Below are 23,505 nucleotides of genomic sequence, written 5' to 3'. Positions count from 1 at the left end.
CGAAAGGGCAGGTCAGCCGTCAGTCGCCCATGAGATCAGGGCGACGCTGCCTCGTGCGAGCCCTAGATTGCTCCCGGCGCCACTGCGCAATGAGCCCGTGATTGCCGGAAAGGAGCACGTCGGGCACCTCCCGCCCGCGCCAACTCGGTGGTTTCGTGTAATTCGGGTACTCCAGCAGTCGACCGTTGTCGTCGGAGTGGCTCTCCTCGCGCAGCGACTCCGGGTTGCCGATCACACCAGGGATGAGCCGCACGATGGCCTCCGTCATAGCGAGAACAGCCACCTCTCCCCCGTTGAGCACGTAATCGCCGAGGCTCAACTCGCGCGTGTCGTAGTGCGCGTGGCAGTGATCGATCACACGCTGGTCGATGCCCTCGTATCGTCCACAGGCGAACACCAGGTGTGGTTGGGACGCGAGGTCGTAGGCCTCGCTTTGCGTGAAGCGCGCTCCAGCCGGTGTTGGAATCACGACGGTGGGTTCCGCCGGCGATGATGCCTCGACGTGGTCGAGCGCTTCGCCCCATGGTTCCGGTTTCATCACCATGCCCGCACCACCGCCGTACGGAGTGTCGTCGGTGGTGTGATGGCGATCGTACGTCCACTGCCGCAAATCATGCACGCCCAGTTCGATCAGCCCCGATTGGATCGCTTTACCCACCAGACTCAAATGTAGGGGCGCAAAGTAGTCGGGAAAGGTGGTGACAACGTCGATTTTCACTCGGCGTCCTCCAAGAGCCCACCGATGTCAGCAAGCTGCACGAAGCCCTCCTCCAGGTTCACGGTAGGCACCAGCGCCTCCACGAAGGGAACCAGGCGTTCGTCGCCGTCGACATCAACCACCAAGAGATCCTGCGCGGGCATGTGCTGCACCCCCACGATCACTCCCGACGGGGCCCCTGCGGCCGAGTGCACCTTCAGGCCGATGAGCTGCCGGTCGAAGTACTCGTTAGCGCCGCTGGGCTGCTCGTCGCTCGGCACGTCGACCAAGAGCTGACGCCCGGTGAGCTGCTCGACGGCGGTGCGATCTGCCACGCCCCTGAACGCAACAAGGAGGCGACCGCCGTGCTCGCGCACGGAGGCCACCTCCAGTTGGGTGCCATCGTCGAGCCTCAGCCGTGCCCCTGTGGTGAAGCGGCGCTTCGGCTCATCGGTGGTCACGTCGATGAAGACGTCGCCACGGATCCCGTGTGCACGTCCGATCTTGCCGACGATGACCTCGACGTTCATCAGTGGCGGCGGGGACGGTCGGTGTCGACGAAGTCGATCCGCACCTGCTCCTGTCCAGCCAATGCGCCGATCACGGTACGCAGCGCCTGCGCAGTGCGCCCCTGGCGACCGATTACCTTGCCCACATCGTCGGGGTGGACACGAACCTCAAGCAGCCGCCCACGGCGGAGGTCCTTATCACGCACGGAGACATCGTCGGGATTCGCGACGATGCCTGCGACGAGGTGCTCGAGAGCGTCGGCTAGCACGATCAGGCCTCAGCCTTGTCGTCGCCTTCGGCGGAGTCTTCAGCCGCAGATTCCTCAGCTTCGTCTGCCTTGGCGGCTTCGTCGGCCTCGGTAGCTTCGTCGGCGGCCTTCTGCTCAGCCTCCTCGGCAGCCTTCTTTTCAGCTTCCGCGGCAGCCTTCTTCTCCTGCGCCTTGGTGATGGCAGGGGCTGTGACGTCGGAATCCTCGGCGAGGGCCTTCGCGAACTCGGCCTCGCGATCACGACGCTCTGGCTGCGGGTCAATGCCCGACGGCGACTTGTCGCCCGTGAACTTCTGCCAATCGCCCGTGCGCTTCATGATGGCGACAACAGCCTCGGTGGGCTGTGCGCCGACGGAAAGCCAGTACTGCGCGCGCTCCGAGTCGAGCTTGATGACAGACGGGTCGTTCTTGGGGTGGTACAGGCCGATTTCCTCGATAGCCTGCCCGTCACGCTTCTTGCGCTCGTCAATGACGATGATGCGGTAGTGGGGCGAGCGGATCTTGCCCATGCGCTTCAGACGAATTTTGGTTGCCACGTTGGTGGATACTCCTATTGTTGTGCAGTTTGGGGCGGCGAGAGCACGTGTGGGGCACGAGTTCCCGCAAACCGGGGGCCTTCCGACTGGAAGAGAGAGGGCTCCAGACAAAAAGGTGCATCGTTCATTGTGCCAGAGTGCCGCACGTACGCCTAATGACGCGCTTCCCTTGCGCTTGTAGGCTCCGCAGTATGGCTCCGCTAGACCTATCCGACGACGAGTTCGACGCTATCGTCGACGATGCCTTCGACGCCATCCCAGATGCGCTGCTGGAACACGTCGACAACCTCGTGTTCGTCGTCGAAGACGAGCCCGAGGATGGCTCCGAAACGCTGGGCGTGTACGAGGGACATGCGCTCACCGAGCGGGACACCAACTATTTCGGGCAGCTCCCCGACCGCATCGTGCTGTTCAAGGGACCGCTGACGAGGATGTGCAGCAGCCTCGACGAGCTTGCCGACGAAGTGGCCATCACGCTGGTGCACGAGCTCGGCCATTATCACGGCATCGAGGAAGACCGCCTCCATGAGCTTGGCTGGGGATGATGCCCCAGCCAAGCTCCGCACGTCGTTAGCCGCACGCGGCAGTAGGTGCCCCGTGGTAGGCCAGGATGGCGTGGCGGCTGCAGATGGCTTGGCTCAGCTGCGGCACGACGCCCGACCCTTGTTCCACCGCGAGAGCCTGCCCGTAGGCGCGTTTCACGCCGAGGAAGCCCTGCAGGAATCCGATATCTTCTGCAACCATCTCAACCTTCGTCTTCGTCGGGTCGAGCCCGGCCTGCTCGGCGGCATAGCGGAAGAACTCGTCGCGGCCCTTCACGCCGTTGATGAGCTTGTACTTGATGGCCTGATCGCCGCTAAACAAGCCGGCGCCCATCTCGTCGCGGATCACCTTCTCATCCATGCCGCGGCCCTCGACCATGCGCTGCACGAACTTGTCATAGGAGGCGTTGATCCCGGCCATCCACTTGGCTTTCTCTTCGTCGTTCATGCCCGTAAACGGGTCACCAAAGGCCTTGCCCTTACCGGCGCTCAAGTACTCCTGTTCGATCTTTTCAGCTGTCACGCCCGCTTCGAATAGGGTGCTGCCCAGTGCGGTGACGTTGGTGTAGCGCTGGAACGGCCCAGAAATCACACCGATCGAACCCACCAGTGAGCCCTCGTCGGCCCAGATTTCGTCGGCGGACGACGACGAGTAGACACCACCAGAGGCCGAGATGCTGGAGACGTGCGCCATGACCTTCTTGCCGGTGCGCTCCTGGTAGTCGCTCACAGCGTCGGCAATCGCTGCGGAACCTGGAATGGATCCGCCCGGGGTGTTCATGAGCAGGATCAGGCCGGACGCATCGTCCTCATCGATGGAACGAATCATGTCGGCAACCTCGTAGCCGTAGGTGCCGGCGCTGAGCACCGAACCGTCGCTGGCATCGGCCAGGATGGGGCCGGAGATCGAGATGGCGCGCAGACGCCCTTCAGCCTCGCTGTCGCCCCACACCGTCTTCAGGGTGGTGGCAGAGTCTCCCTCAATGTCTTTCAACGACATCGCGAGCATGCCGAGGAACAATAGGCCCGACAGAATCGAGCTCACGGTGATCACCACACCCAGCCCGAGCGCGAAGCCCATGCCGGATCCGAAGCCCCGGCTGAACCCGCCAGGCTGCTTCTGAGGCTTCGGGGCATACCCGGGGCGAGGCTGCGACGCGGGAATCGCGCTGGCTTGCCAGGTGCCTGGTTGGTGGTTGGCACTGGGTGCAGACTGCGGGCCCTGGGCGGACGGACCAGGGCCCGGTTGGTTCTTCGGATCTTGATGAGGAGGGGGAAGATCAGACATGGTTGGCGAGTACCTTTCCTCGGAGCACACGATGAAGCGGGGAACGCAGCGTTTGCAGCGCTCGACGCGGATTCTCACTGTAGACCACAAAATCAGCGCTGGCCCCCTCGACGAGAGCATCGACGCCCAGCCATTCCCGTGCCCGCCAGCTCGCAGCGCCGAGCGCAAACTCGGTGCCGCCCACCTGGGCGAGCTCCTCGATCTCGTCGATGACACGGCCATGCTTGATCACGGTGCCCGCGTCGGTGCCGGTGTAGATGGGCACGCCCGCATCGTAGGCTTTCCCGATGGTGTCGTAGCGCCTGGCGTGCAGGTCGCGCATGTGTGCGCTGTAGGTGGGGAACTTGGCTTCACCCTGCGCCGCATAGTCGGTGAAGCGCGCGAGGTTGATCATCGTCGGCACCAACGCGACGCCGCGCTCCGCCATCAGGGTGATGTGGTCGTCGTCGAGCCCCGTGCCGTGCTCGATGCAGTCAGCACCGGCGTCGATGATCTCCGCGACGGATTGTTCCGCAAAACAGTGCGACGTCACCTTCGCGCCCTCTTCATGGGCGGCGGCGATGGCCTCGCGCACCACGTCGGCGGGGAAACTGGGCGCGAGGTCGCCCACGGAGCGGTCAATCCAGTCGCCCACGAATTTCACCCAGCCGTCGCCGCTGCGCGCCTCGTGGCGAATCTGTTCGACGAATTGCTCCGGCTCGACTTCCTCCGCAAGGTTGCGGATGTATCGACGGGAGCGGGCGACGTGGCGCCCGGAGCGAATGATGCGGGGCAGCGTCGGGTCTTGTTGTATTGGGCGGGTGTCCTTCGGTGAGCCCGCGTCACGAATGAGCATCACTCCCACGGCAAGATCGGCCTCGGCCTGGGCGCGCGCCGTGGCATCGTCGACAGCACCCTCGACGCCGAGGCCGATGTGGCAGTGCGCGTCAACGAGCCCTGGAAGCACGAACGCGCCGGAGGCTAGCGTCGTCGCTTGCTTGACTGGCTCGAAGGTGATCCGTCCATCGACAACCCAGAAGTCGACGGGCTCGTCCCCGGGGAGCACGGTGGCGTTGATATGCAGCGCTTGGTCCATGGGGAGAGCCTACCTGCCGACGTGGGCAGTTCGGCGTCGCTGTGGAAGCCTGGTCACAGACCGCCTTGGTCTTTGAACATCTTCTGCAGCTGAGGAGGAAGCTCGAAGTCGTCCATGCTTTGTGGCATCGGCGGCATCCCGCCCATGTCCGACGGTGCCTGCCTGCCGAGTGCCTTTTGTTTCTCCTGCTGCGCTCGCTTGGCCGGGTTGCCCGAGATTCCCTTGCCGCGTTGCTTGCCTTTCTTCTTCGCTGCCCTTGCCTGCTGGCGGCGGCCACCGCCCATGCCGCGCATTCCACCCATTCCCGGCATCCCAGGCATGCCGGGGAATCCTCCCCCGGCGAGCTGCTCCATCATCTTACGCGCGTCGACGAAGCGGTTCACCAGGTTGTTCACGTCGGACACCTCGACGCCCGCGCCCTTCGCGATGCGCGCGCGACGCGACCCGTTGAGGATGGACACGTCGTCGCGTTCCTTGGGCGTCATCGAGCAAATGATGGCCTCGATGCGGTCAATCTCGCGCTCGTCAATGTCGTTGATCGCGTCCTTAAACTGCCCCGCGCCAGGCAACATGCCGAGTATCTTCGACAGCGGCCCCATCTTGCGCAGCTGGCGCATCTGGCTCAGGAAGTCGTTCAGCCCGAACTTGGATTTGCCGCCCATGAGTTTCTCGGCGGCTTCGCGCGACTGTTCCGCGTCGAAGGTCTTCTCCGCCTGCTCGATGAGGGTGAGCATGTCACCCATCCCGAGAATGCGGCTTGCCATACGGTCGGGGTGGAAGAGGTCGAAGTCTTGCAGCTTCTCGCCATTCGACGCGAACATGATGGGTTTGCCCAGCACCCGCGCGATTGACAGCGCTGCACCGCCGCGCGCGTCACCGTCGAGTTTGGTGAGGACGACCCCGTCGACGCCAACCCCTTCGTCGAAGGCTTTGGCCGTGTTGACCGCGTCTTGGCCGATCATCGCGTCGACGACGAACAGTGTCTCGTCGGGGCGCACGGCAGCCTTGATATCCGATGCCTGCTGCATCAGCTCCTGATCAACGCCGAGGCGCCCGGCGGTGTCGACGATAACCACGTCGAAGAGCCGCTGCTTCGCGTGCGAGATGGCGTCGCGGGCTACCTGAACCGGGTCGCCAACCCCGTTGCCGGGCTCGGGCGCGAAGACGTGCACGCCGGCGCGCTCACCCACGATCTGGAGCTGATTCACGGCGTTGGGGCGCTGCAGGTCGGCGGCCACGAGCAGCGGCGAGTGGTGATCGTTCTTGAGGTACTGGGCGAGCTTGCCTGCCAACGTAGTTTTACCCGCACCCTGCAGACCGGCGAGCATGATGACCGTCGGAGGGTTCTTCGAGAACCTGATGGTTCGCGCTTCACCACCGAGGATATTGATGAGCTCTTCGTTGACGGCCTTCACGATTTGCTGCGTCGGGTTGAGCGCCTTCGAAATTTCCAGCCCGACGAGGCGCTCCTTGATGGCGGCGACGAACTCTTTGACCACGCCCAGGTTGACGTCTGCTTCGAGCAGGGCGATGCGAATCTCGCGCAGCGTCGAGTTCACGTCGTCTTCCGTGAGCCGGCCCTTGGCGCGCAGCCCCTTGAACACGGAGGAGAGGCGGTCTTGCAGCGTGTCAAACAACGGAGGATCCTTCTCGAATTCGGGTACCCGCCTAAGGATAGCCCGAGCCGGTCGTCGATACCTCGCCGCGGACGGGAGACATGGGAGATAAGGAGATAAGGAATGAGGGACTCCACCTATTTCGGTGGAATCCCTCACTCCTTGTTCGTGAGATGCGGCGACGGAGCTCGTCACTCCCCCAGGATGCCGGCCACGAACCCGTCGGTGTCGAACGGCGCGAGGTCGTCGACGCCCTCGCCCAAGCCGATGAGCTTCACCGGCACGCCGAGTTCGCGCTGCACCTGCACGACGATGCCTCCCTTTGCGGAACCGTCGAGTTTGGTGAGCACCACACCGGTGACGTCCACCACTTCGCGGAAGATACGCGCCTGCGCGAGGCCGTTTTGGCCGGTGGTGGCGTCGAGCACGAGGAGCACCTCGGAGACCCTCGTCTTCTTTTCGATAACGCGCTTCACCTTGCCGAGCTCATCCATGAGGCCTGACTTGGTGTGCAGGCGACCAGCGGTATCGACGATGACCACGTCGACACCCTGCTCCACACCCTTCGCGACCGCGTCGAAGGCGACCGACGCGGGATCGGCACCCTCGTTGCTGCGCACCGTGTCGACTCCGACGCGCTCACCCCACGTCGCAAGCTGTTCTGCGGCGGCGGCGCGGAACGTATCTGCCGCACCCAGCAGCACCGACTTCCCCTCCGCGACGAGCACGCGGGCGAGCTTGCCCACCGTCGTGGTTTTCCCCGTGCCGTTCACACCGACGACGAGCACCACCGCAGGGTTGTCGCCGTCTTTGTCGAGGTTGAGGGTGCGATCCAGCGTCGGGTCGACGAGTTTCACTAGCTCGGAGCGCAACACGCGCTTTGCTTGCTCCGGATCAGACACACCGTCGACGGCGAGCTCCTTGCGCAGCGCCTCGGTGAGCTCCGTCGTCGGGCCCACGCCCAGGTCGGAGCTGATGAGCGTCATCTCGAAGTCGTCCCAGGTTTCGTCGTCGATCTTGTTCGACGACAACAGATCAGCCAGCGCACGCGCCAGCGCGTTGTTGGAACCGGCGAGCCTGCGACGCAGCCTGGCGAGCCTCGACTTCGGCGCCTCCGGCTGGTCAAGCGGCGCCTGCAAGGCGGCGTCCTCGTCGGAAGGTGCTGCCTCGATGGGCGTCTCCGGGACGGGATGCTCGGCCTCGGGCACGATCGTTCCCGAGGCATCGACCACCGGCGGCTCGTCTCCAGCCACATCGCCGACGGGGCTCTCCACCGTAGGCGGGGCCTCGACATCGGTGGGTGAGGGTTCATCGTCGCGGGATTCGAGCTCGGGCTTGTCGCGGCCTTCCAATTGCGCGCGCTTGTTGTCGCGGAATACCACAACGCCGCCGATAACGACGGCCAAGCCGACGAGGCCGATGACTGTCCAGAAGATGATCTGATCAATAGTGAGAAGAATCACGCTGCTGATCCTACCTGGCGTCATCAGCGTTCCTAGTTCGCGCGGTAGGCTCGTGTTGTATTGCAGGCGTGTCTCCCCGTGGCCGCCCGAGAGGAAGTCAGTGGCATCGAGCAAGCGTATGCAGGAGTCGCGTGACCAGCAGGTGTATATCGCCGCACGCAGGCATTACATCGACGGTGAAACCATGGAAGCGATCGCGCGCGAGCTGAACGTCTCGCGCCCCAAGGTGTCGCGGCTGCTCCAACGCGCTCGTGACACCGGCGTCGTGCGCATCAGTCTGGCCGAGCCGCCCGGCACGGACTCCCCCACCGCACGTCTCATCGGCGATACCTTCGACGTCAGCGTGCACATCGTGAATGTGCCGGATCATGCCACAGCAAGCGACCGTCTCCGAGCCGTCGCTGCCGAGGCCGCGGCACTCCTCGACGCACTCGTCACCGACGGCACTTCGCTCGGCGTCGCGTGGGGGGTCACGTCGGCGCACGTGGCTCGCGAGTTGAAGCCCCAAGCGGTCTCAGGGGTCGAGGTGGTGCAGATGAATGGCGCCACACACGCGCGCGATTCCAGCACCCCGTACATCGGTTCTCTGCTGCAGGCCTTCGCCACGAATTATGGCAACGCGCACGTCGTTCCGTTCCCCGTCCCGACGTTCTTCGATCATCCTGAAACACGCAAGGCGATGTGGCGCGAGCGCTCGATCCGCAACGTGCTCGCGTCCATCGCGTCGCTGGACGTCGCGCTGTTCGGCATCGGGTACCCGCACGCGCGCATTCCCTCGCACGTGTATGCCGCGGGGCACGTTGAACCCGCTGATCTTGCCGCGGCCATCGACCAGGGGGCTGTTGGCGACGTATGCACTGTGCTGCTGCGCGCCGACGGCTCACACGAGGGCATTCATCTCAACGCGCGGGCCACGGGCCCGAGCCCAAGCACGCTGCGCTCCATCAAGCACCGGGTGTGCGTTGTGGGCGACCCGAGCCGCACCGTCGCCCTGTTGGCCGCGCTGCGTGCAGGCGTGGTGACGAATCTCGTCATTGACGACCACACCGCGCGGGCGCTCGCCCGGCAGCTTCAGTAGCTGTTCTTTCCACGGCGCGCTACAACCTGGAGCTACACCACCCGCTGAAGAAGCGTGCAGATTGCACCTGGTTCCCTGATCATTCGTGCAATTGACCCAAAAACCAATCAGAACGCGCTTGGATAGAAACAGGCTGCGTGTCTCTAGACGCTGCCGGAGAGGACCAATGATGGTGCAACACCTGAACGCCGATGTTGTAGTGATCGGCGGTGGCTCCACAGGTGTGGGAGTAGTGCGCGATGCAGCGATGCGCGGGTACTCCGCAGTCCTAGTGGAACGAGATGACCTAGCGTGCGGCACAACGGGGCGCTTCCACGGGCTGCTCCACTCGGGCGGGCGATATGTGGTCAGTGATCCCCAGTCGGCAACGGAGTGCGCGGCGGAAAACGAGATTCTTCGACGCATCCAGCCCGCTGCCATCGAAGACACCGGCGGCATGTTCGTCACCCTACCCGGCGACGACCCAGCATTCGCCGACGAGTTCCTCGCAGGCGCCGCGGCCACCGGCGTGCCGGCGCAGGAGATCACTGCGGCGGAGGCGCTGCGTCGGGAACGCAGGCTAAACCCAGGGATCGGGCGAGCTATCGAGGTGCGTGACGCCTCTGTCGACGGCTGGGCGCTCGTGTGGGGCGCCGCCCGCTCCGCGATGGAGTACGGCGGCAAGGTGCTCACCTACCACAAGGTGACGAAGATTCTGCGTGACGATGACCACGTCTCTGCGGTGCTGTGCCGCGACGAACGCAACGGTGAAGACGTACAGATTGATTGCCGGTTCGTCTTGAACTGTGCTGGGCCGTGGGCCGGCCAAGTGTCTGCCATGGCGGGCTGTGAGCCCGTCGCGGTTATCCCCGGCCGCGGAGTGATGGTGGCGATGAACCACCGAATCGTGAACACCGTCGTGAACCGACTCGTCTACCCCACCGACGGCGACATCCTCGTACCTGCGCACACGGTGTCGATCATCGGCACCACCGACGTGCACACCGACGATCCCGACAACACTCAAGTACCTGCCGACGAAGTGCAGCAGATGCTGGACGCGGGCGAGCACATGATTCCTGGGTTCCGCAGCAACCGCATTCTGCGCGCCTGGGCCGGCAGCCGCCCGCTGGTGAAAGATCCGCGCGTGAGCAGCGAGGATACGCGCCACATGAGCCGCGGCATGTCCATCATCGACCACTCGGAGCACGACGGTCTGCGCGGATTCCTCACCATCGGGGGCGGCAAACTCACCACCTACCGACTCATGGCCGAGCACATCGTCGATGCGATGTGCCGACAGCTCGGCGAGGTCCGCCCCTGCCGCACCGCCGACGAAGCGGTGCCGGAGGAACACCACAAGATCCACAAGATCACCGACCGCCTCGAGCAGCGTGAGGAGACACGCTTCGACGAACGACTCCTGTGCGAGTGCGAACTCGTTACCGAGCCAGCCTTCCGTAAAGCGCTGGAGGCGCAGCCCGACGGCAACCTCGACGATCTGCGTCGCCAGCTGCGCATCGGCATGGGCCCATGCCAGGGCGGATTCTGCGCGACGCGGGCCGCGGGCGTCGCGTGCAGTACAAGAAACGACGACGCTGAAGGCGCGTCGCACCTTCTGGAGGCGTTTTTGAAGGGCCGTTGGAAGGGCGTCGAACCCGTCCTGTTGGGCGACCAGGTGCGTCAGCAGGCACTGGACGACTGGATTTACACGGGGACGCTGGATATAGAGCATCTCCCTGAGTGCGAGAGGCAGGAGGAAGCGCGATGAAGGTCTGTGTGATTGGTTCTGGACTCGCGGGGCTCACTGCGGCAATCCGCCTGCTGGAAGCCGGGGCCGAGGTGATGCTGATCGCGAAGGGGCCTGGAGGTCTGCAGTTGGGGCAAGGCAGCGTCGACATCCTGGGCTACGCCCCGCAGCGCGTGCAGACGCCACTCGAAGTGCTGGATGACCTACCCAAGGAGCACCCGCTGCGGGCGCTCGGTGCCCAGACCGTGCGCGAATCCGTCACTTGGCTGGGTGAACGGCTCGAGCTGGTGGGCTCCGTCGATGAGAATCTTCAGCTCCCGACCGCCGTCGGCGCGGTGCGGCCAACCGCGCTCGCTGCACCGTCGCTCACGAGCGCCGATGTGAACACGCACACGTCGTTCGCCGTCGTGGGAGTGCGGCAGCTGAAGGACTTTCAGGCAGCGCTGATCGCCGGCAACCTCGACCGCACCACGTTTGGCGACAGGCAGCTGCGTGCGCAGGCCACGATGGTTGATTTCGCACCTCGCAAGGGCGAACAGGATCCCTCCCCCGTGCATTTCGCGAAGGCACTCGACGATCCGGTCACACTCAAGCAGTTCGCCAAGAAGGTAGCTGGAGCTGCAGGTGATGCGGACGTGCTGCTCGTGCCTGCCGTCGTGGGGCTCGACAATCCCGACGCCTGGACGGTCTTCCAAGACGCGCTAGGCAGGCCGGCAGCTGAGGTGGCGATGCAGCCCCCGTCGGTTCCTGGACTGCGCATGTTCCGCGCGTTGCTGGAGCAGGCACGCGGGCTTGGAGTGCGCCACATCCAGGGTGTGCTGGCTACAGGCTTTGAGGCTTCCGACCGTCACGTCACTGCCATCGAGGTGGCATCGGCGGGGCACACCAAGCGAGTGCGCTGCGACGCGGTCGTGCACGCACCTGGCGGCTTCGAGTCGGGTGCCCTCGCCGTCGATTCCCAGGGGAACATCACTGAGCGGCTATTCGGTCTGCCGCTGACGGCCAACACCATGGAGGGGCTCGTCCTTCCCGATCACAGCATTCCCCAGCCCCTGTTCGAGGTGGGCGTGAGGGTCGACGAGGCAATGCGCCCCGTCGGTGAGTCGGGTGCGATCTATGACAACCTGCACGCGGCTGGCGGCATCCTCGCCGGCGCCCAGCGTGCGCGAGAGAAATCCGGAGATGGCATCGCTGTGGCGAGCGCCTGGCGTGCCGCTGCTTCAATCCTGGGAGGTTCACGATGAGTGCAAAATCTGCCGCCAAACTGCGCGAGCGCCTCGACAACGAGATGCGACGCGTCAGCCTCGACCACTGCGTGAAATGCACCATCTGCGAGACGGCCTGCCCCGTCTCCGGCGTCACGTCGCTGTTTGAAGGGCCCAAGTACTCCGGGCCGCAGGGAGAGCGCTACCGCGACGGCGCCTCCGTCGACGATTCCATCGACTGGTGCTCCAGCTGCGGCACATGCACCGTCGTGTGCCCGCAGGGCGTGCAGGTGGCTGAGATCATTTCGCTCGCTAAGGCCGTCAAGCGCGCCGAGCACGGCGGGCCGGTGCGCGATCGACTCCTCACCCAGACCACGCTCATGGGCAAGGCCATGACTCCGGTGGCCCCGCTGGCGAACGCGGTGCTGAAGAATAAGCCCATTCGCAAGATTATGGAGGCGACGGTGGGAGTCGCCGCGAACGCCCCCATGCCGCCTGCGCAGAAACAGTCGCTGCACAGCTGGCTCAAGCGTCGCAAGCAGCCCACGACGAAACCGACGCGCGGTGCGGTGGTGTACTTCCACGGCTGCGCCGGCGGCTACTTCGAGGTGGAGGCTGCGAAATGCGCCATCGAAGTGCTCGAACACCTCGGCTACGAAGTGTTGGTGCCCAAGCAGGGCTGCTGCGGACTCGCGTCGCAGAGCAATGGTCTCTTCGATCAGGCCACCAAGTCTGTGCTCGCGCTCGCCAAGTCACTCGCCAGCGCGGGCAAGGAGCTGCCGGTGGTATCTACCGCGGGCAGCTGTGTGGGCATGCTGAAGCATGAGGCAAAGCACTACCTCGGTATCGACGATCCGGTCCTGGACGACGTGAGCGTGCGCTCCTACGACATCTCAGAGTTCCTCATGGATCGCTACGACGAGGGCGAGCTGGACTTCAACTTCCAGCCCATCGAGATGCAGATGCCCTACCACCAGCCCTGCCAGGTGCGTAGCCAAGGCATGGGTGCGCCGGCTTCCGACTTGCTGCGTCTGATCCCTGGGCTCAAGGTGCAAGACTCCAACGCCACCTGCTGCGGTATCGCAGGCACCTACGGCCTCAAGAAAGAGAAGTACGACGTCGCGCAGGCTGTCGGCAAGCCACTGTTCGACATGGTGAAACGCACGAACGAGGGGCTCGTCGCGTGTGACACCGAGACCTGCCGCTGGCAGATTCAAAATTCCACCCAGGTGACCGCAGTGCACCCCATCATGCTGGTACACCAGGCGCTGGGGTTGAGTGAGGCAAACGGCAGCTGACAACCGCAGATGCCTCGAGTGTCGCCTCGACGAGTCGTCGTCGAGGCGACTACGTTTATTGCACGAACGAAATAGCCTGGTCTTCGACCATGCACGAACGTTCAGGAAGGATGGCCCCGTCAAGGCTACGTGGTTGAATATTCGAGAGCCCGGTACTATCGGTATCCAACGACTAGGCGCCGGGAAACCACGACATAGTAGTCAAGAGCAAAGAGGCCAACGATGGACTTCGCAACTATTTTTTTATCCGAATTCGTAGGAACGGCGCTGCTGCTTCTCTTGGGTGGCGGCACCGTCGCCTGTACGGCCCTCGTGAAATCGAAGGGTAAAGATTCCGGATTCCTCTTCGTGAACTGGGGCTGGGGCCTTGCAGTGATGATGGGTGTGCTCGTCTCGTACAAGTCCGGCGGCCACCTCAACCCGGCGGTGACCTTCGGGCTCATGGCCAGTGGCGTCAAATTCACTGGCGGTGAGATTGCCGGTTATATGCTGGGCCAGATGCTTGGTGCCATGGTCGGCGCTGGCTTGTGCTGGCTCACCTACAAGCAGCACTTCGACGAAGAACCCGACCCCGCAACGAAACTCGGCGTCTTCTCCACCTCCCCGCAGATCCGCAACCCGCTGTGGAACGCCGTCACCGAGTTCATCGGCACCTTCGTGCTGGTGTTCGTGATCATCGGTGCAGGCAAGTACACCGCCGCAACCACTGCGGGAGTTGGCGTAGGCCCAGCGAACCTGGGCTGGTTGGGCGCGTTCGGCGTCGCGCTGCTGATCGTCGTCATCGGTATCGCACTGGGTGGCCCCACCGGGTATGCCATCAACCCTGTCCGTGACCTCGGCCCGCGCATCATGCACGCAATCCTGCCCATCAAGGGCAAAGGCAGCTCCGATTGGGGCTACGCTTGGGTTCCCGTCGTCGGCCCGCTGCTGGGCGGCGTCGTGGCAGGATTCGCGTCACTGGTTCTTCTCCCCTGACCACCTACCAACTACAAGAATTGAGGTTCAACGATGACTGAAAAGAAGTACGTACTCGCCATCGACCAGGGCACCACGAGCAGCCGGGCGATCATCTTCGACCACTCCGGTCAGATCGTCGCTACCGGCCAAAAGGAGCACGAGCAGATCTTCCCGCGTGCAGGATGGGTGGAACACGATCCCATGGAGGTGTGGGCGAACGTCCGCGAGGTGGTCGGCACCGCGCTGAGTGTTGCGCAGATCAACCGCCACAGCCTCGCCGCCGTGGGTATCACTAACCAGCGCGAGACCACCGTCGTGTGGGATAAGAACACCGGCGAACCCGTCTACAACGCCATCGTCTGGCAGGACACCCGCACCGACAAGATCGTGAAGGAACTCGGCGGCGACGAGGGCCAGGACAAGTACAAAGACCGGGTCGGTCTACCGCTGGCCACCTATTTCTGTGGGCCGAAGGTCAAGTGGATTCTCGACAATGTCGAAGGCGCTCGCGAGCGCGCCGAAGCGGGCGACCTGCTCATGGGCACCATGGACTCCTGGATCATCTGGAATTTGACCGGCGGTGTCGAGACCGGCGTCCACGTGACCGACGTAACCAACGCCTCGCGCACCATGCTCATGGATCTCAAGACCCTCCAGTGGGACGAGGAGATCGCAGCCGACATGGGCATCCCCATGTCGATGCTGCCAGAAATCAAGTCTTCGGCGGAGGTGTACGGCTACGGCCGCAAGCAGGGCCTCCTCATCGACACCCCGATCGCGGGCATCCTGGGCGACCAGCAGGCCGCGACGTTCGGTCAGGCCTGCTTCGAAAAGGGCATGGCCAAGAACACCTACGGCACCGGTAACTTCATGCTGATGAACACCGGCACCGAGCCCGTGCCCAGCGAGAACGGCCTGCTCACTACCGTCTGCTACAAGATCGGCGACCAGGATGCGGTGTACGCACTCGAGGGTTCGATCGCCGTCACCGGTTCGCTCGTGCAGTGGCTGCGTGACAACCTGCGGATGTTCGACTCCGCCCCGGAGATCGAGAAGCTCGCAGAAACCGTCGACGACAATGGCGGCGCCTACTTCGTGCCTGCGTTCTCCGGCCTGTTCGCTCCGTACTGGCAGTCGGACGCCCGCGGTGCGATCGTCGGCCTCACTCGCTACGTGAACCGCGGCCACATCGCGCGTGCGGTGTTGGAGGCGACGGCGTTCCAGACGCGCGAGGTGCTCGACGCAATGGAAGCCGACTCCGGCGTGCAGCTCACCGAACTCAAGGTGGACGGCGGCATGACCGCCAACGACCTGCTCATGCAGTTCCAAGCTGACCAGCTCGACGTCGACGTGGTGCGCCCCGTCGTCGCCGAGACCACCGCCCTGGGCGCTGCCTACGCTGCGGGTATCGCCGTCGGATTCTGGGAAAGCGAGCAGGACGTCATCAACAACTGGGCCGAAGACAAGCGCTGGAAGCCCGAGATGGAGGCGGGCGAACGCGACCGCCAGTACCGCCTGTGGAAGAAGGCCGTCACCCGCACCTTCGACTGGGTGGACGACGACGTGCAGTGATACGTCGCTCATACCTCGCTGTGGCCCCGTATGCCTCACCGGCGTGCGGGGCCACAGCGTATCGGTATAGGCGCCTCAAGATAGATCAAGTTCGTGGCTCGTCTACCCGCCACGAACTTGATCTATCTTCAGGTGACTGCGTCTAATCGTGCAGGCGCTGGCTCACAACGGTCGAGATGCCGTCTCCACGCATCGTGACGCCGTAGAGCGAATCGGCGATCTCCATGGTGCGCTTCTGGTGCGTGATGACGAGCAGCTGCGAGTTCTCGCGAAGCTCCTCGTAGATGCCGAGTAGCCGCCCGAGGTTGGCGTCGTCGAGGGCCGCCTCCACCTCGTCGAGGATGTAGAACGGGCTCGGGCGCGCGATGAAGAGCGCGAACAGGAATGCGACGGCCACCAGCGAGCGCTCGCCTCCCGAGAGTAGCGAGAGGCGTTTGACCTGCTTGCCCGCAGGTCGGGCTTCGACGTCGACACCGGTATTGAGCCAGTCGCCAGGCTCGGTGAGGACGAGCTTGCCCTCACCACCGGGGAACAGCCGGGTGAAGACCTCCCCGAAGGCGCGCTCCACGTCGACATAGGCCTCCTCGAACACCTGCTGCACCTTGTCGTCGACTTGTCGAACGATGTCGACGAGGTCCTGGCGGGTGGAGCGGAGGTCGTCGAGTTGCTCGGCGAGGAACTGGTGTCTGGCGGTCATGGCGTCGAACTCCTCCAGCGCCAGGGGGTTCACTCGCCCCAGGAGTTGGAGGTTGCGTTCGGCGGCCCGGAGACGTTTCTCCTGCTCGGCCCTGACAAACGGGATGGGGTCAGGTTGCTCGTCGTCGGGCTGCAGGGCCGTGCCGTCTTCACGTGTGATGACGGGCACGAGCTGGTCGGGGCCGTATTCGTCGATGAGCGTCTTCGGTTCCAGGCCGAGTTCGGAGAGCACCTTCTCTGTGAGTTGCTCGATACGCATCCGGTGTTCGATGCGGGCCATCTCGTCCTTGTGAGCGCCGCGAATCAGCTCGTCGAGGTGCGCGTTCGCGGCCTTGGCGGCGTGGCGGGCGCGAGTGGTCTGAGCCTCGGCTTCGCGACGAGCTTCGTCGGCCTGGTCGCGTTCGCGGGTGGCGAGCTGGCGTGCGTACTCGACGCGGTCGGCTAGCTGCAGCGCTGCGTCGTGCACGACGCTGGCCACCTGAGCCTCACGACGAAGCTGCTCCAGGCGCGCCTTCGCCTTGGCGCGCGACTGCCGCTCGTGCTCGGCGGCGCGCCGCAACGAATCCGCGCGCCCGGCGACGGCCTTCACCTGCTCCTCTGCGGTGCGCAGCTGGAGGCGTGCGTCCATTTCTTTCTGCCTGGCCAATCGAGCGGCGACGGCGAGTTCGTCGCGTTCCTGCGGATCGGGCTCGTCGTGTTCGCCCTCGTCAGAGGCTGCTTCGAGCCGCTGCTGGAGCTCGGCGAGCTGGGCTTCGTCGTGTGCGCGCGAGGTAGTGGCTTGCTCGATGGCCTCGGCAAGGCGCTCGGCGTCCTTCGTCGCGGCTGCCTGGGTTTGGCGGTAGGCGTTGAGCTGATCGGCCACGGCAGCCATGGCCGCATCCGACGCGTGCAGCTGGCCCAGCGCGTCGGCTTCGTCCCGCTCGGCCTCGGCCAGGCGCTCGCGCAGTTGCTCCTGCTCGAAGCGGATGCGGTCGAGCGCGTGCCCCTGCACCTCCAGCAGCGCCTCCGCCTCCGCGAGCTGGGCGGAGACCTCGATGAGCGACGGCCCCGTCGCCGACCCGCCCTCAACCAGCCAGGAACGGTACACGTCGCCGGATTGCGTCACGGCGGTCAGGTGATTGCCTGCCACTACCTTCGCGGCTTCATCGCCGTCGTCGGCAAGCACGACGTCGGCGAGCAGCCACGCCACGGCGCTCGCTACCTCGGGCTTCGCCTGCACGACGTCGATCGCGGCCCGGCCTTGGGCGCGACTGGGTGTCGGAGCATCGGCGTGCGCGACGACAAGCGACGCCCGGCCTAGATCCTCCCCCGCCAGGTGGGCGAGGGACTCCGTCGCGCCCTGAAGCTTCTCGACGACGACCGCCTCCGCTGCGGCTCCCAGGGCTGCGGCGATCGCCGATTCCCAGCCTTGCTCGACGGTGAGATAGTCGCTGAGTCGACCAAGTACCTCGTCGCGCCCCGATTCGAGCAGCGACGTCGACCCGTCCTTGCGTTCGGTCATAAGGCGCAGCGCGTCGACTCGCGCCTGGGTGCCAGCGCGCTCGCGCTGGAGCTCCGTCTCGGCGGACTTGTTGTGTTCGACAGCGTCCGCCGCCGCCTCGAGCGCTTCAGCAGCTCGCTCGTAGGTGGCATCGAGGTCGGATTCGTCGGCGCCCAGCCCAGCCAGCGAGGCTTCCGTCGATCGGTACTGCTTCGCCGCATCCTCTGCCCGGGCGAGCGCCTCGTCGCGGCGACGCTCGAGGCGCGCCACTTCCTCCTCGGACGCTTCGAGGCGTGACTTGATGGAGTTCACCCGTCCCGTGAGACGAGCAAGGCCCTCCCTTCGGTCAGCGACGGCCCGCAGCGCGGCGGAGTAGGCAGCCTCGGCCTCGGCGTGCTGCTGTTCCGCGCCGTTGCGACGCAGGGTTGCATCGGTGAGCGCCTCGTGCGCGGCCTCGACGTCGGCGCGCAACTGCTGCTCACGATCGCGAACCTCCCGCGCCTCCGCCTCGAGCTTCTCCGGATCGCGGCCGCCGACGTCGAGCTGCGGCTGGTTGTCACCCATCCGGGCACGCTCGGAGGCGACGGTGATCGTCGACTGCACACGCTCGCGCAGTGCGGCGAGGCCGTACCACGTTTCCTGGGCGCGGTCGTAGCTGGCAGAGGCCTCCTTGAGCGCGCGTTCTGCCTCCTCTTCGCCAGCGAGTGCGTCGCGTACGGCCTGCTCAGCGCGGGCTTTCGCTTCTTCCATCGCGCGCTCATCGGCGAGCTCGGCCTCGAGCGCTTGCTGGGCGGCTGAGAGATCATCGGCAAGAACCCGCGCCTTCGCGTCGCGCAGCTCCGACTGGATCACCGCGGCCTTGCGCGCGGCCTGCGCTTGGCGCCCAAGCGGTTTCAGTTGGCGCTGCAGCTCCCCGACGAGGTCGGTGAGGCGTTCGAGGTTGGCCTTTGTGGCTTCGAGTTTGCGCAGCGCTTTCTCCTTGCGCTTGCGGTGCTTGAGTACGCCGGCGGCTTCCTCGATGAATCCGCGTCGGGATTCCGGTGTGGCTTGGAGGATCGCGTCGAGCTGCCCCTGCCCGACGATGACGTGCATTTCGCGGCCGATGCCGGAGTCGGAGAGGAGCTCTTGGACGTCGAGGAGTCGGGCCTGCGCGCCGTTGATCTGGTACTCGGAGCCGCCGGAGCGGAACATGGTGCGGGTGATCGTCACCTCGGAGTACTCGATGGGCAGGGCGCCGTCGGAGTTATCGATGGTGAGTTCCACCTCGGCACGGCCGAGTGGTGCGCGCTTCGCAGTGCCGGCGAAGATCACGTCCTCCATCTTGCCGCCGCGCAGCGTCTTCGCACCCTGCTCGCCCATCACCCAGCTGAGGGCATCGACGACGTTGGATTTGCCCGAGCCGTTGGGCCCGACGACGCAGGTGATGCCTGGTTCGAACACCAGCGTGGTGGCGGAGGCGAACGATTTGAAGCCGCGAAGCGTGAGCTGTTTCAAATACATGCAATCACACCTCCGTCGGCTTCTGATCGGCATCGAATCCTGGTGCTCGGACCGCCCTGAACGTCCACAGTTTATTGACTATGAAGTTGATGGGGAGGGTTAGGAAGATGGCGATGAGCTGGCTCCAGTATTCCCGTGAGCGGATGCCTTTCTCCTCGTGGAACCACGGTTCCGGGAGATAGAAGGGCGTCGTCGGGTTCGTCATGAGGATCTTCAGCAGCGCTCCCACAAACATCGCGACCGACCCGACGACGAAGAAAGGCCAGAATTCTTTCCACCAGCCAGCTACTTTTTGGGATTGGAACGTCCACCAGCGATTAAGCTGAAAGTTCCACACATTTGCCACGACGAACGGCACAAACCAAGCCAGGAGCGTGAATCGGATATTCCACCGGGTTCCCGGGATTGACCACAAAATGTTTTGTGCGTTGGCAGACCCGCCGTTGAGTTTATTCATGGCGATGTTCACTGCCATGTTAACCAGCACCCCCGAGCCGCCCACGGTGCCGAATTTGAGGAACTGGCGAATCGAGTGCCCATGGCGTTGTACAAGCTGCTTCATGCAATCTCGTCCATCCACTCCGGCCTCCGGCGAGCGTTCAACACCGCTCGGGCTGCTGGCACGGTCAAATCCATGAGGGACAGATTACTCGGTGTGATGCTGCTGGCCCCGCGGACGCTCCGCGTGCGCCGGCCCGCGTTGGGGTCAGTGTGATTCCGGTTCAGAGACGAATGGGTTGACCACCCGAACCCCGCGAATAGTAGGGCCGCTCGCCAGGTCCTCAGTACACACTTCACTGCACCCCGCGTTCCAGAATCGTCGACACCAGATGCTTCTCCGCAGCATCGTCGTAGAACGACTACAACTAGGCCAGCACATTGGTGTCGAGAAACACACTATCCACGATGCAGTTCTTCCCTAGCCCAGCCTCTCCCCTTACCTACATGACCGGTGTTGACGCTACGGGATAGAGCGATAAAAGCCGACGCCGCACTGCCGTCGTCTCCGTCGGCATAGCGTTCCAGGGTCTCTGCCAGGTACCGATTGACCGACTCATTGCGCTGCAGTGCCCGGATGCGCGCACGCCGCAGCACCTGATCGTCCACTGAGATCGTCAAATCTACCATGCGACCAGTGTAACGCTGATCCCGTGTACCACGACCAGGGTGACGCACGGCAGAGGCAACGCGCACGCGATGACATCGTTGCGTGCCATTATGGTGCCCATGCCATTGGAACTCGGTGGTCGATCGTCGGGGTAGTCGCCGTGTGTTACGGCTTCCTCATTTCATTCGGACTTCGCGGCGTTGCGCCAGCGACCAAGTCTCGCGTCGTGCTGGTCGGCGCTGCAGTAATCCTGATTCTCGCAGTAGCACTCGTGCTGCTCCCCCTCCTGAAGGTATACTGATGCCCAACGCCGTTATTCACACTTCGTTCTTCGCCCGCTGGCGCAGCCATCCTCTGACGCTCATCACCGCGCTCGTAGCCATGGTGTACGGCCTCGGGTTCGCATTCGACTGGTGGGGCCCTGGGAAGCCGGCTGTGCTCTACGGTGGAGCGGTGCTGTGCCTCGCGCTGTTCACCGCATCACTCGTCGCTGCCTCATACAAGCGCTAGCGACTGCCATCTCACCGACGAGTCTTGCGTCGCCACGTACCGTCGTCGCTGCTCCGATGCCCGATGCGGTAGCCACACTCCCGACGAGTGGAGCGCCGCCGTGATGCTCAACGGTCTCGGCCATCTCAGCGACGACGATCGCGCGGCCCTGTTCGAGGCTGTCGGGCAACGACTTCGACGCGGAGGACGGTTCGTCGTCACCTTGCAGCCTCCAGATCACGTGACGAGCGTTCCCTGGACGGACTTCGCCGCGGTGCGCGTCGGGGAACACCGGCTCAGCACCCGGGGCCAGGCGGAACCTCTCGACGAGTCCCGCGTGTTGTGGACCATGGAATGGTCCCTCACTGACGCAGACGGCGGCCTGCTCGATCGTCGAAGGTGCAGGGACAGAGCTTGCCATCGCTTTCGAGCAGCGCTGACCCGGCGTCGCGCATCCCGGTGGTTGAGTAGCCGCCCACAGGCGGGGAATCGAAACCGCCCCCGTTATCTCGACGCGCCAGCGATGCGGTGGAGGACCCGGCCTGACAGCCAGATTCCCAGACCATACAGCGCGTGCGCCCTTAGGGTGCGGAATCGCGCCGTAGCGGGATCGGGCAGCTTCGACGCCGCAACACCCATCCCCCACGCAGGCTGCATGAGCAGCCACGGCGCGGCGGACGTCACAACACCAGCCGTCATGGCTGGGCGGAAGGTGGGCTTACTGATCCAATCGGGTCGCATCGCAACCAACGCAACAGCAAATCCCGCACCGATGGCGTAATGCGTAACCAGCCCAATCTCGTGCTCATGCTCAACCGGTTCGGCGGTCATGATCGAGTCGTGACAGACATTCCCCTCCGGCATGTGGCCAACCCAGCGACCCACCAGGTCGAGGTTGAGCGGTGGAACACCCGTCGTGCGCCGGATTATCTCCGCGCCGATATCCATCACCGCGGTGGCTCCAAGCCCGATGAGAGCAGCGCGACCTAGATCGCTGAATTTCATTTCAACCTCCTTCAGTTTCCACGATGATCACCAAAGTCAACATCAACAGCAACAATCATTGCCGAAACCGGGATGCATACTTAGGCTGGAGGCATGGACTCCATTCCTGCGATCGCCGCCACGCTCGACCTGATCCCTTCGAGACTGCGTCGAATGCGAGAACGGAAAAGCATGCCGTTGTCCGAGCTCTCGTCGCTCACGGGTATCTCGACGAGCACACTCTCGCGGCTGGAGCATGGCCAACGTAAACCCAGCTTAGAGCTGCTCTTACCCATCGCTGCCGCGCTCGGCGTAACCCTGGACGAGCTGATCGCCCCGCCCCGCGTCGTCGACCCACGGGTTCGCAATGCGCCAGAGCAGTCGGCTGGTCGGACCTTCGTCCGGCTCTCCCATCAGCCGCACGACCCACAGGCATACAGGGTGTCTATACCACCCCTCGACGGCCCACGAACCTTGCGTAGTCACGACGGCTACGAATGGATCTACGTACTCAGCGGCAGTCTCCGGCTACTCCTCGGGGAACAGGATCTCACGCTCAAACCTGGCGAGGCCGCTGAATTCGACACGGCAGTCCCCCATTGGTTCGGCCCCGCTGGCAAGCGGCCAGTGGAATTGCTGACCATGTTCAGCAGCCAAGGAGAACGAATCCATCTACGGACCTCCATGAACCAGGCCGCTCTCAGCAACCAAAGCCACCTCACAGAACCACCAGCGTCCGCATCGCCGCCCGGAACCTGACCGAAGGCAGATACCCCCCTTTCGGCAAGCAGATATGATCGCTTCTGGGCACATCGCCGTCGGTGCTGACGGGTATCCGTTCATCACGAGAAGATGCGCCTGCTCTCGGTTGAGCTGCCCGTGCAGAAGACGACGACGGAGAACGTACCGATCCACGCGAGTCGGCGTCGGCGCCGGAGCCTGCGACGCGGCACGAAGCGGTACTGCCGTGGCTCGTCGCGATGCGTGGGCTTCCCCCCTGCGCGGCTCGCTCGAAGACGACTTTCGCCGCATCCCCAGCCCTAGACGAAGTCTCCGGTAAGCCCCTCGATTGCGAGGGTGCCGTGACGGCCATCAAGACGGAGTCTCCCGTGGCGCAGGAACTGTACCGACCGCCGGGAGGCGGATAGCGGCAGCCCACACGGCTCGGATGGTTGAGCATCCCGCATAGCGGGCGCAACAGAATCTGGCACGAAACTTCATAATCCGTACGCAGATAGACCCAACCCTCCGATTTTTGGGGGTTAAGCGAATCTGCGTACGGATATTGAAGTTTTCTACTCGGCGCATCTCGATACGCGCCTTCGGCGCTACTCGATGACCGGGGTGGGACGATGCGCCTGTGCAGCCCGGTGGTTGAGTAGCGCCCGGCGCGCGGACCCGGTGATTGAGTAGC

General features: G+C 64.3%; 22 protein-coding genes. 9 read left to right on the top strand and 13 right to left on the bottom strand.

The annotated features are described in order from the left end of the window. Positions 1 to 19 precede the first annotated feature (19 nt). From trmD to rpsP, 4 genes are read right to left on the bottom strand one after another with little or no spacing between them, the layout of a single operon-like run. Positions 20 to 718: a tRNA (guanosine(37)-N1)-methyltransferase TrmD gene (trmD, locus tag Q0X61_RS07040; RefSeq protein WP_297741702.1), complete on the bottom strand. Its 699-nt coding sequence runs from the start codon at positions 716 to 718 to the stop codon at positions 20 to 22. Continuing rightward, the gene (gene rimM / locus Q0X61_RS07035) at positions 715 to 1,227 is read right to left on the bottom strand and encodes a ribosome maturation factor RimM (protein WP_297741700.1); all 513 of its coding nucleotides are present in this window, start codon (positions 1,225 to 1,227) and stop codon (positions 715 to 717) included. The genes trmD and rimM overlap by 4 nt, the downstream gene beginning before the upstream one ends. Beyond that, positions 1,227 to 1,475: an RNA-binding protein gene (locus tag Q0X61_RS07030; RefSeq protein ID WP_297741698.1), complete on the bottom strand. Its 249-nt coding sequence runs from the start codon at positions 1,473 to 1,475 to the stop codon at positions 1,227 to 1,229. Before Q0X61_RS07030 ends, rimM begins: the two co-directional genes overlap by 1 nt. Positions 1,476 to 1,477: 2 nt before the next feature. Then, a complete protein-coding gene (rpsP, locus tag Q0X61_RS07025; protein WP_297741696.1) occupies positions 1,478 to 2,011 on the bottom strand; it encodes a 30S ribosomal protein S16 in 534 nt (177 codons plus the stop codon). A 191-nt stretch (positions 2,012 to 2,202) separates the two neighbouring features. Between rpsP and Q0X61_RS07020 the strand changes: the two genes are divergently transcribed. Further along, the gene (locus tag Q0X61_RS07020; protein WP_297741694.1) at positions 2,203 to 2,556 is read left to right on the top strand and encodes a metallopeptidase family protein; all 354 of its coding nucleotides are present in this window, start codon (positions 2,203 to 2,205) and stop codon (positions 2,554 to 2,556) included. Between the two features lie 25 nt (positions 2,557 to 2,581). On the opposite strand, the gene Q0X61_RS07015 is transcribed toward Q0X61_RS07020, so the two are convergent. The 4 genes from Q0X61_RS07015 to ftsY form a co-directional block, all read right to left on the bottom strand. Next, positions 2,582 to 3,841 carry a S49 family peptidase gene (locus tag Q0X61_RS07015; protein ID WP_297741692.1) on the bottom strand — a complete coding sequence of 420 codons (1,260 nt, stop codon included), beginning with the start codon at positions 3,839 to 3,841 and terminating at the stop codon, positions 2,582 to 2,584. Further along, positions 3,834 to 4,916, bottom strand: a complete 1,083-nt coding sequence (locus Q0X61_RS07010) for an amidohydrolase family protein (protein WP_297741691.1) — start codon at positions 4,914 to 4,916, stop codon at positions 3,834 to 3,836. Before Q0X61_RS07010 ends, Q0X61_RS07015 begins: the two co-directional genes overlap by 8 nt. Positions 4,917 to 4,969: 53 nt before the next feature. Beyond that, positions 4,970 to 6,553, bottom strand: coding sequence for a signal recognition particle protein (gene ffh / locus Q0X61_RS07005; RefSeq protein ID WP_297741689.1), 1,584 nt, complete (start codon positions 6,551 to 6,553; stop codon positions 4,970 to 4,972). Between the two features lie 170 nt (positions 6,554 to 6,723). After that, positions 6,724 to 8,019 carry a signal recognition particle-docking protein FtsY gene (gene ftsY, locus Q0X61_RS07000; RefSeq protein WP_297741687.1) on the bottom strand — a complete coding sequence of 432 codons (1,296 nt, stop codon included), beginning with the start codon at positions 8,017 to 8,019 and terminating at the stop codon, positions 6,724 to 6,726. Positions 8,020 to 8,095: 76 nt separating this feature from the next. Between ftsY and Q0X61_RS06995 the strand changes: the two genes are divergently transcribed. The 6 genes from Q0X61_RS06995 (at position 8,096) to glpK (ending at position 15,834) form a co-directional block, all read left to right on the top strand. Then, a complete protein-coding gene (locus Q0X61_RS06995; RefSeq protein ID WP_297741685.1) occupies positions 8,096 to 9,073 on the top strand; it encodes a sugar-binding transcriptional regulator in 978 nt (325 codons plus the stop codon). Between the two features lie 172 nt (positions 9,074 to 9,245). Continuing rightward, positions 9,246 to 10,823 (top strand): anaerobic glycerol-3-phosphate dehydrogenase subunit GlpA, encoded by a 1,578-nt coding sequence (gene glpA / locus Q0X61_RS06990; RefSeq protein ID WP_297741723.1) that lies wholly within the window; start codon positions 9,246 to 9,248, stop codon positions 10,821 to 10,823. Further along, on the top strand, positions 10,820 to 12,046 hold the full coding sequence (gene glpB, locus Q0X61_RS06985) for a glycerol-3-phosphate dehydrogenase subunit GlpB (RefSeq protein ID WP_297741683.1): 1,227 nt from the start codon (positions 10,820 to 10,822) through the stop codon (positions 12,044 to 12,046). The genes glpA and glpB overlap by 4 nt, the downstream gene beginning before the upstream one ends. Further along, positions 12,043 to 13,305 carry an anaerobic glycerol-3-phosphate dehydrogenase subunit C gene (locus Q0X61_RS06980; RefSeq protein WP_297741681.1) on the top strand — a complete coding sequence of 421 codons (1,263 nt, stop codon included), beginning with the start codon at positions 12,043 to 12,045 and terminating at the stop codon, positions 13,303 to 13,305. Before glpB ends, Q0X61_RS06980 begins: the two co-directional genes overlap by 4 nt. A 222-nt stretch (positions 13,306 to 13,527) precedes the next feature. Beyond that, entirely contained in the window at positions 13,528 to 14,280 is a 753-nt protein-coding gene (locus Q0X61_RS06975) for an MIP/aquaporin family protein (RefSeq protein WP_297741679.1), read from the top strand. Positions 14,281 to 14,313: 33 nt separating this feature from the next. Then, positions 14,314 to 15,834: a glycerol kinase GlpK gene (glpK, locus tag Q0X61_RS06970; RefSeq protein WP_297741677.1), complete on the top strand. Its 1,521-nt coding sequence runs from the start codon at positions 14,314 to 14,316 to the stop codon at positions 15,832 to 15,834. A 142-nt stretch (positions 15,835 to 15,976) separates the two neighbouring features. Here glpK and smc read toward each other — a convergent pair whose 3' ends face one another. The 3 genes from smc to Q0X61_RS06955 form a co-directional block, all read right to left on the bottom strand. Next, positions 15,977 to 19,510, bottom strand: a complete 3,534-nt coding sequence (gene smc, locus Q0X61_RS06965) for a chromosome segregation protein SMC (protein ID WP_297741675.1) — start codon at positions 19,508 to 19,510, stop codon at positions 15,977 to 15,979. Positions 19,511 to 19,514: 4 nt separating this feature from the next. Further along, positions 19,515 to 20,072 carry a GtrA family protein gene (locus Q0X61_RS06960; protein WP_297741673.1) on the bottom strand — a complete coding sequence of 186 codons (558 nt, stop codon included), beginning with the start codon at positions 20,070 to 20,072 and terminating at the stop codon, positions 19,515 to 19,517. Positions 20,073 to 20,407: 335 nt separating this feature from the next. Next, on the bottom strand, positions 20,408 to 20,638 hold the full coding sequence (locus Q0X61_RS06955) for a hypothetical protein (protein ID WP_297741671.1): 231 nt from the start codon (positions 20,636 to 20,638) through the stop codon (positions 20,408 to 20,410). Positions 20,639 to 20,918: 280 nt separating this feature from the next. Between Q0X61_RS06955 and Q0X61_RS06950 the strand changes: the two genes are divergently transcribed. Beyond that, positions 20,919 to 21,128: a hypothetical protein gene (locus Q0X61_RS06950; RefSeq protein WP_297741669.1), complete on the top strand. Its 210-nt coding sequence runs from the start codon at positions 20,919 to 20,921 to the stop codon at positions 21,126 to 21,128. Here Q0X61_RS06950 and Q0X61_RS06945 read toward each other — a convergent pair. Together Q0X61_RS06945 and Q0X61_RS06940 are read right to left on the bottom strand one after the other, a co-directional pair. Further along, the gene (locus Q0X61_RS06945) at positions 21,091 to 21,348 is read right to left on the bottom strand and encodes a hypothetical protein (protein WP_297741667.1); all 258 of its coding nucleotides are present in this window, start codon (positions 21,346 to 21,348) and stop codon (positions 21,091 to 21,093) included. The two genes, Q0X61_RS06950 and Q0X61_RS06945, sit on opposite strands and share 38 nt — an antisense overlap. A 263-nt stretch (positions 21,349 to 21,611) precedes the next feature. Next, complete coding sequence (locus Q0X61_RS06940) at positions 21,612 to 22,112, bottom strand: DUF2938 domain-containing protein (RefSeq protein WP_297741665.1); 501 nt, start codon at positions 22,110 to 22,112, stop codon at positions 21,612 to 21,614. A gap of 93 nt (positions 22,113 to 22,205) precedes the next feature. Here Q0X61_RS06940 and Q0X61_RS06935 point away from each other — a divergent pair, with 93 nt between their 5' ends. Continuing rightward, positions 22,206 to 22,850 (top strand): helix-turn-helix domain-containing protein, encoded by a 645-nt coding sequence (locus Q0X61_RS06935; protein WP_297741663.1) that lies wholly within the window; start codon positions 22,206 to 22,208, stop codon positions 22,848 to 22,850. The last annotated feature ends 655 nt before the right edge of the window (positions 22,851 to 23,505 follow it).

It is taken from the genome of uncultured Tessaracoccus sp. (genome assembly GCF_947255005.1).
GTDB lineage: Bacteria > Actinomycetota > Actinomycetes > Propionibacteriales > Propionibacteriaceae > Arachnia.
The sequence above is the reverse complement of the archived record's forward strand: the minus strand, read 5'-3'. Positions and strand labels throughout refer to the sequence as shown.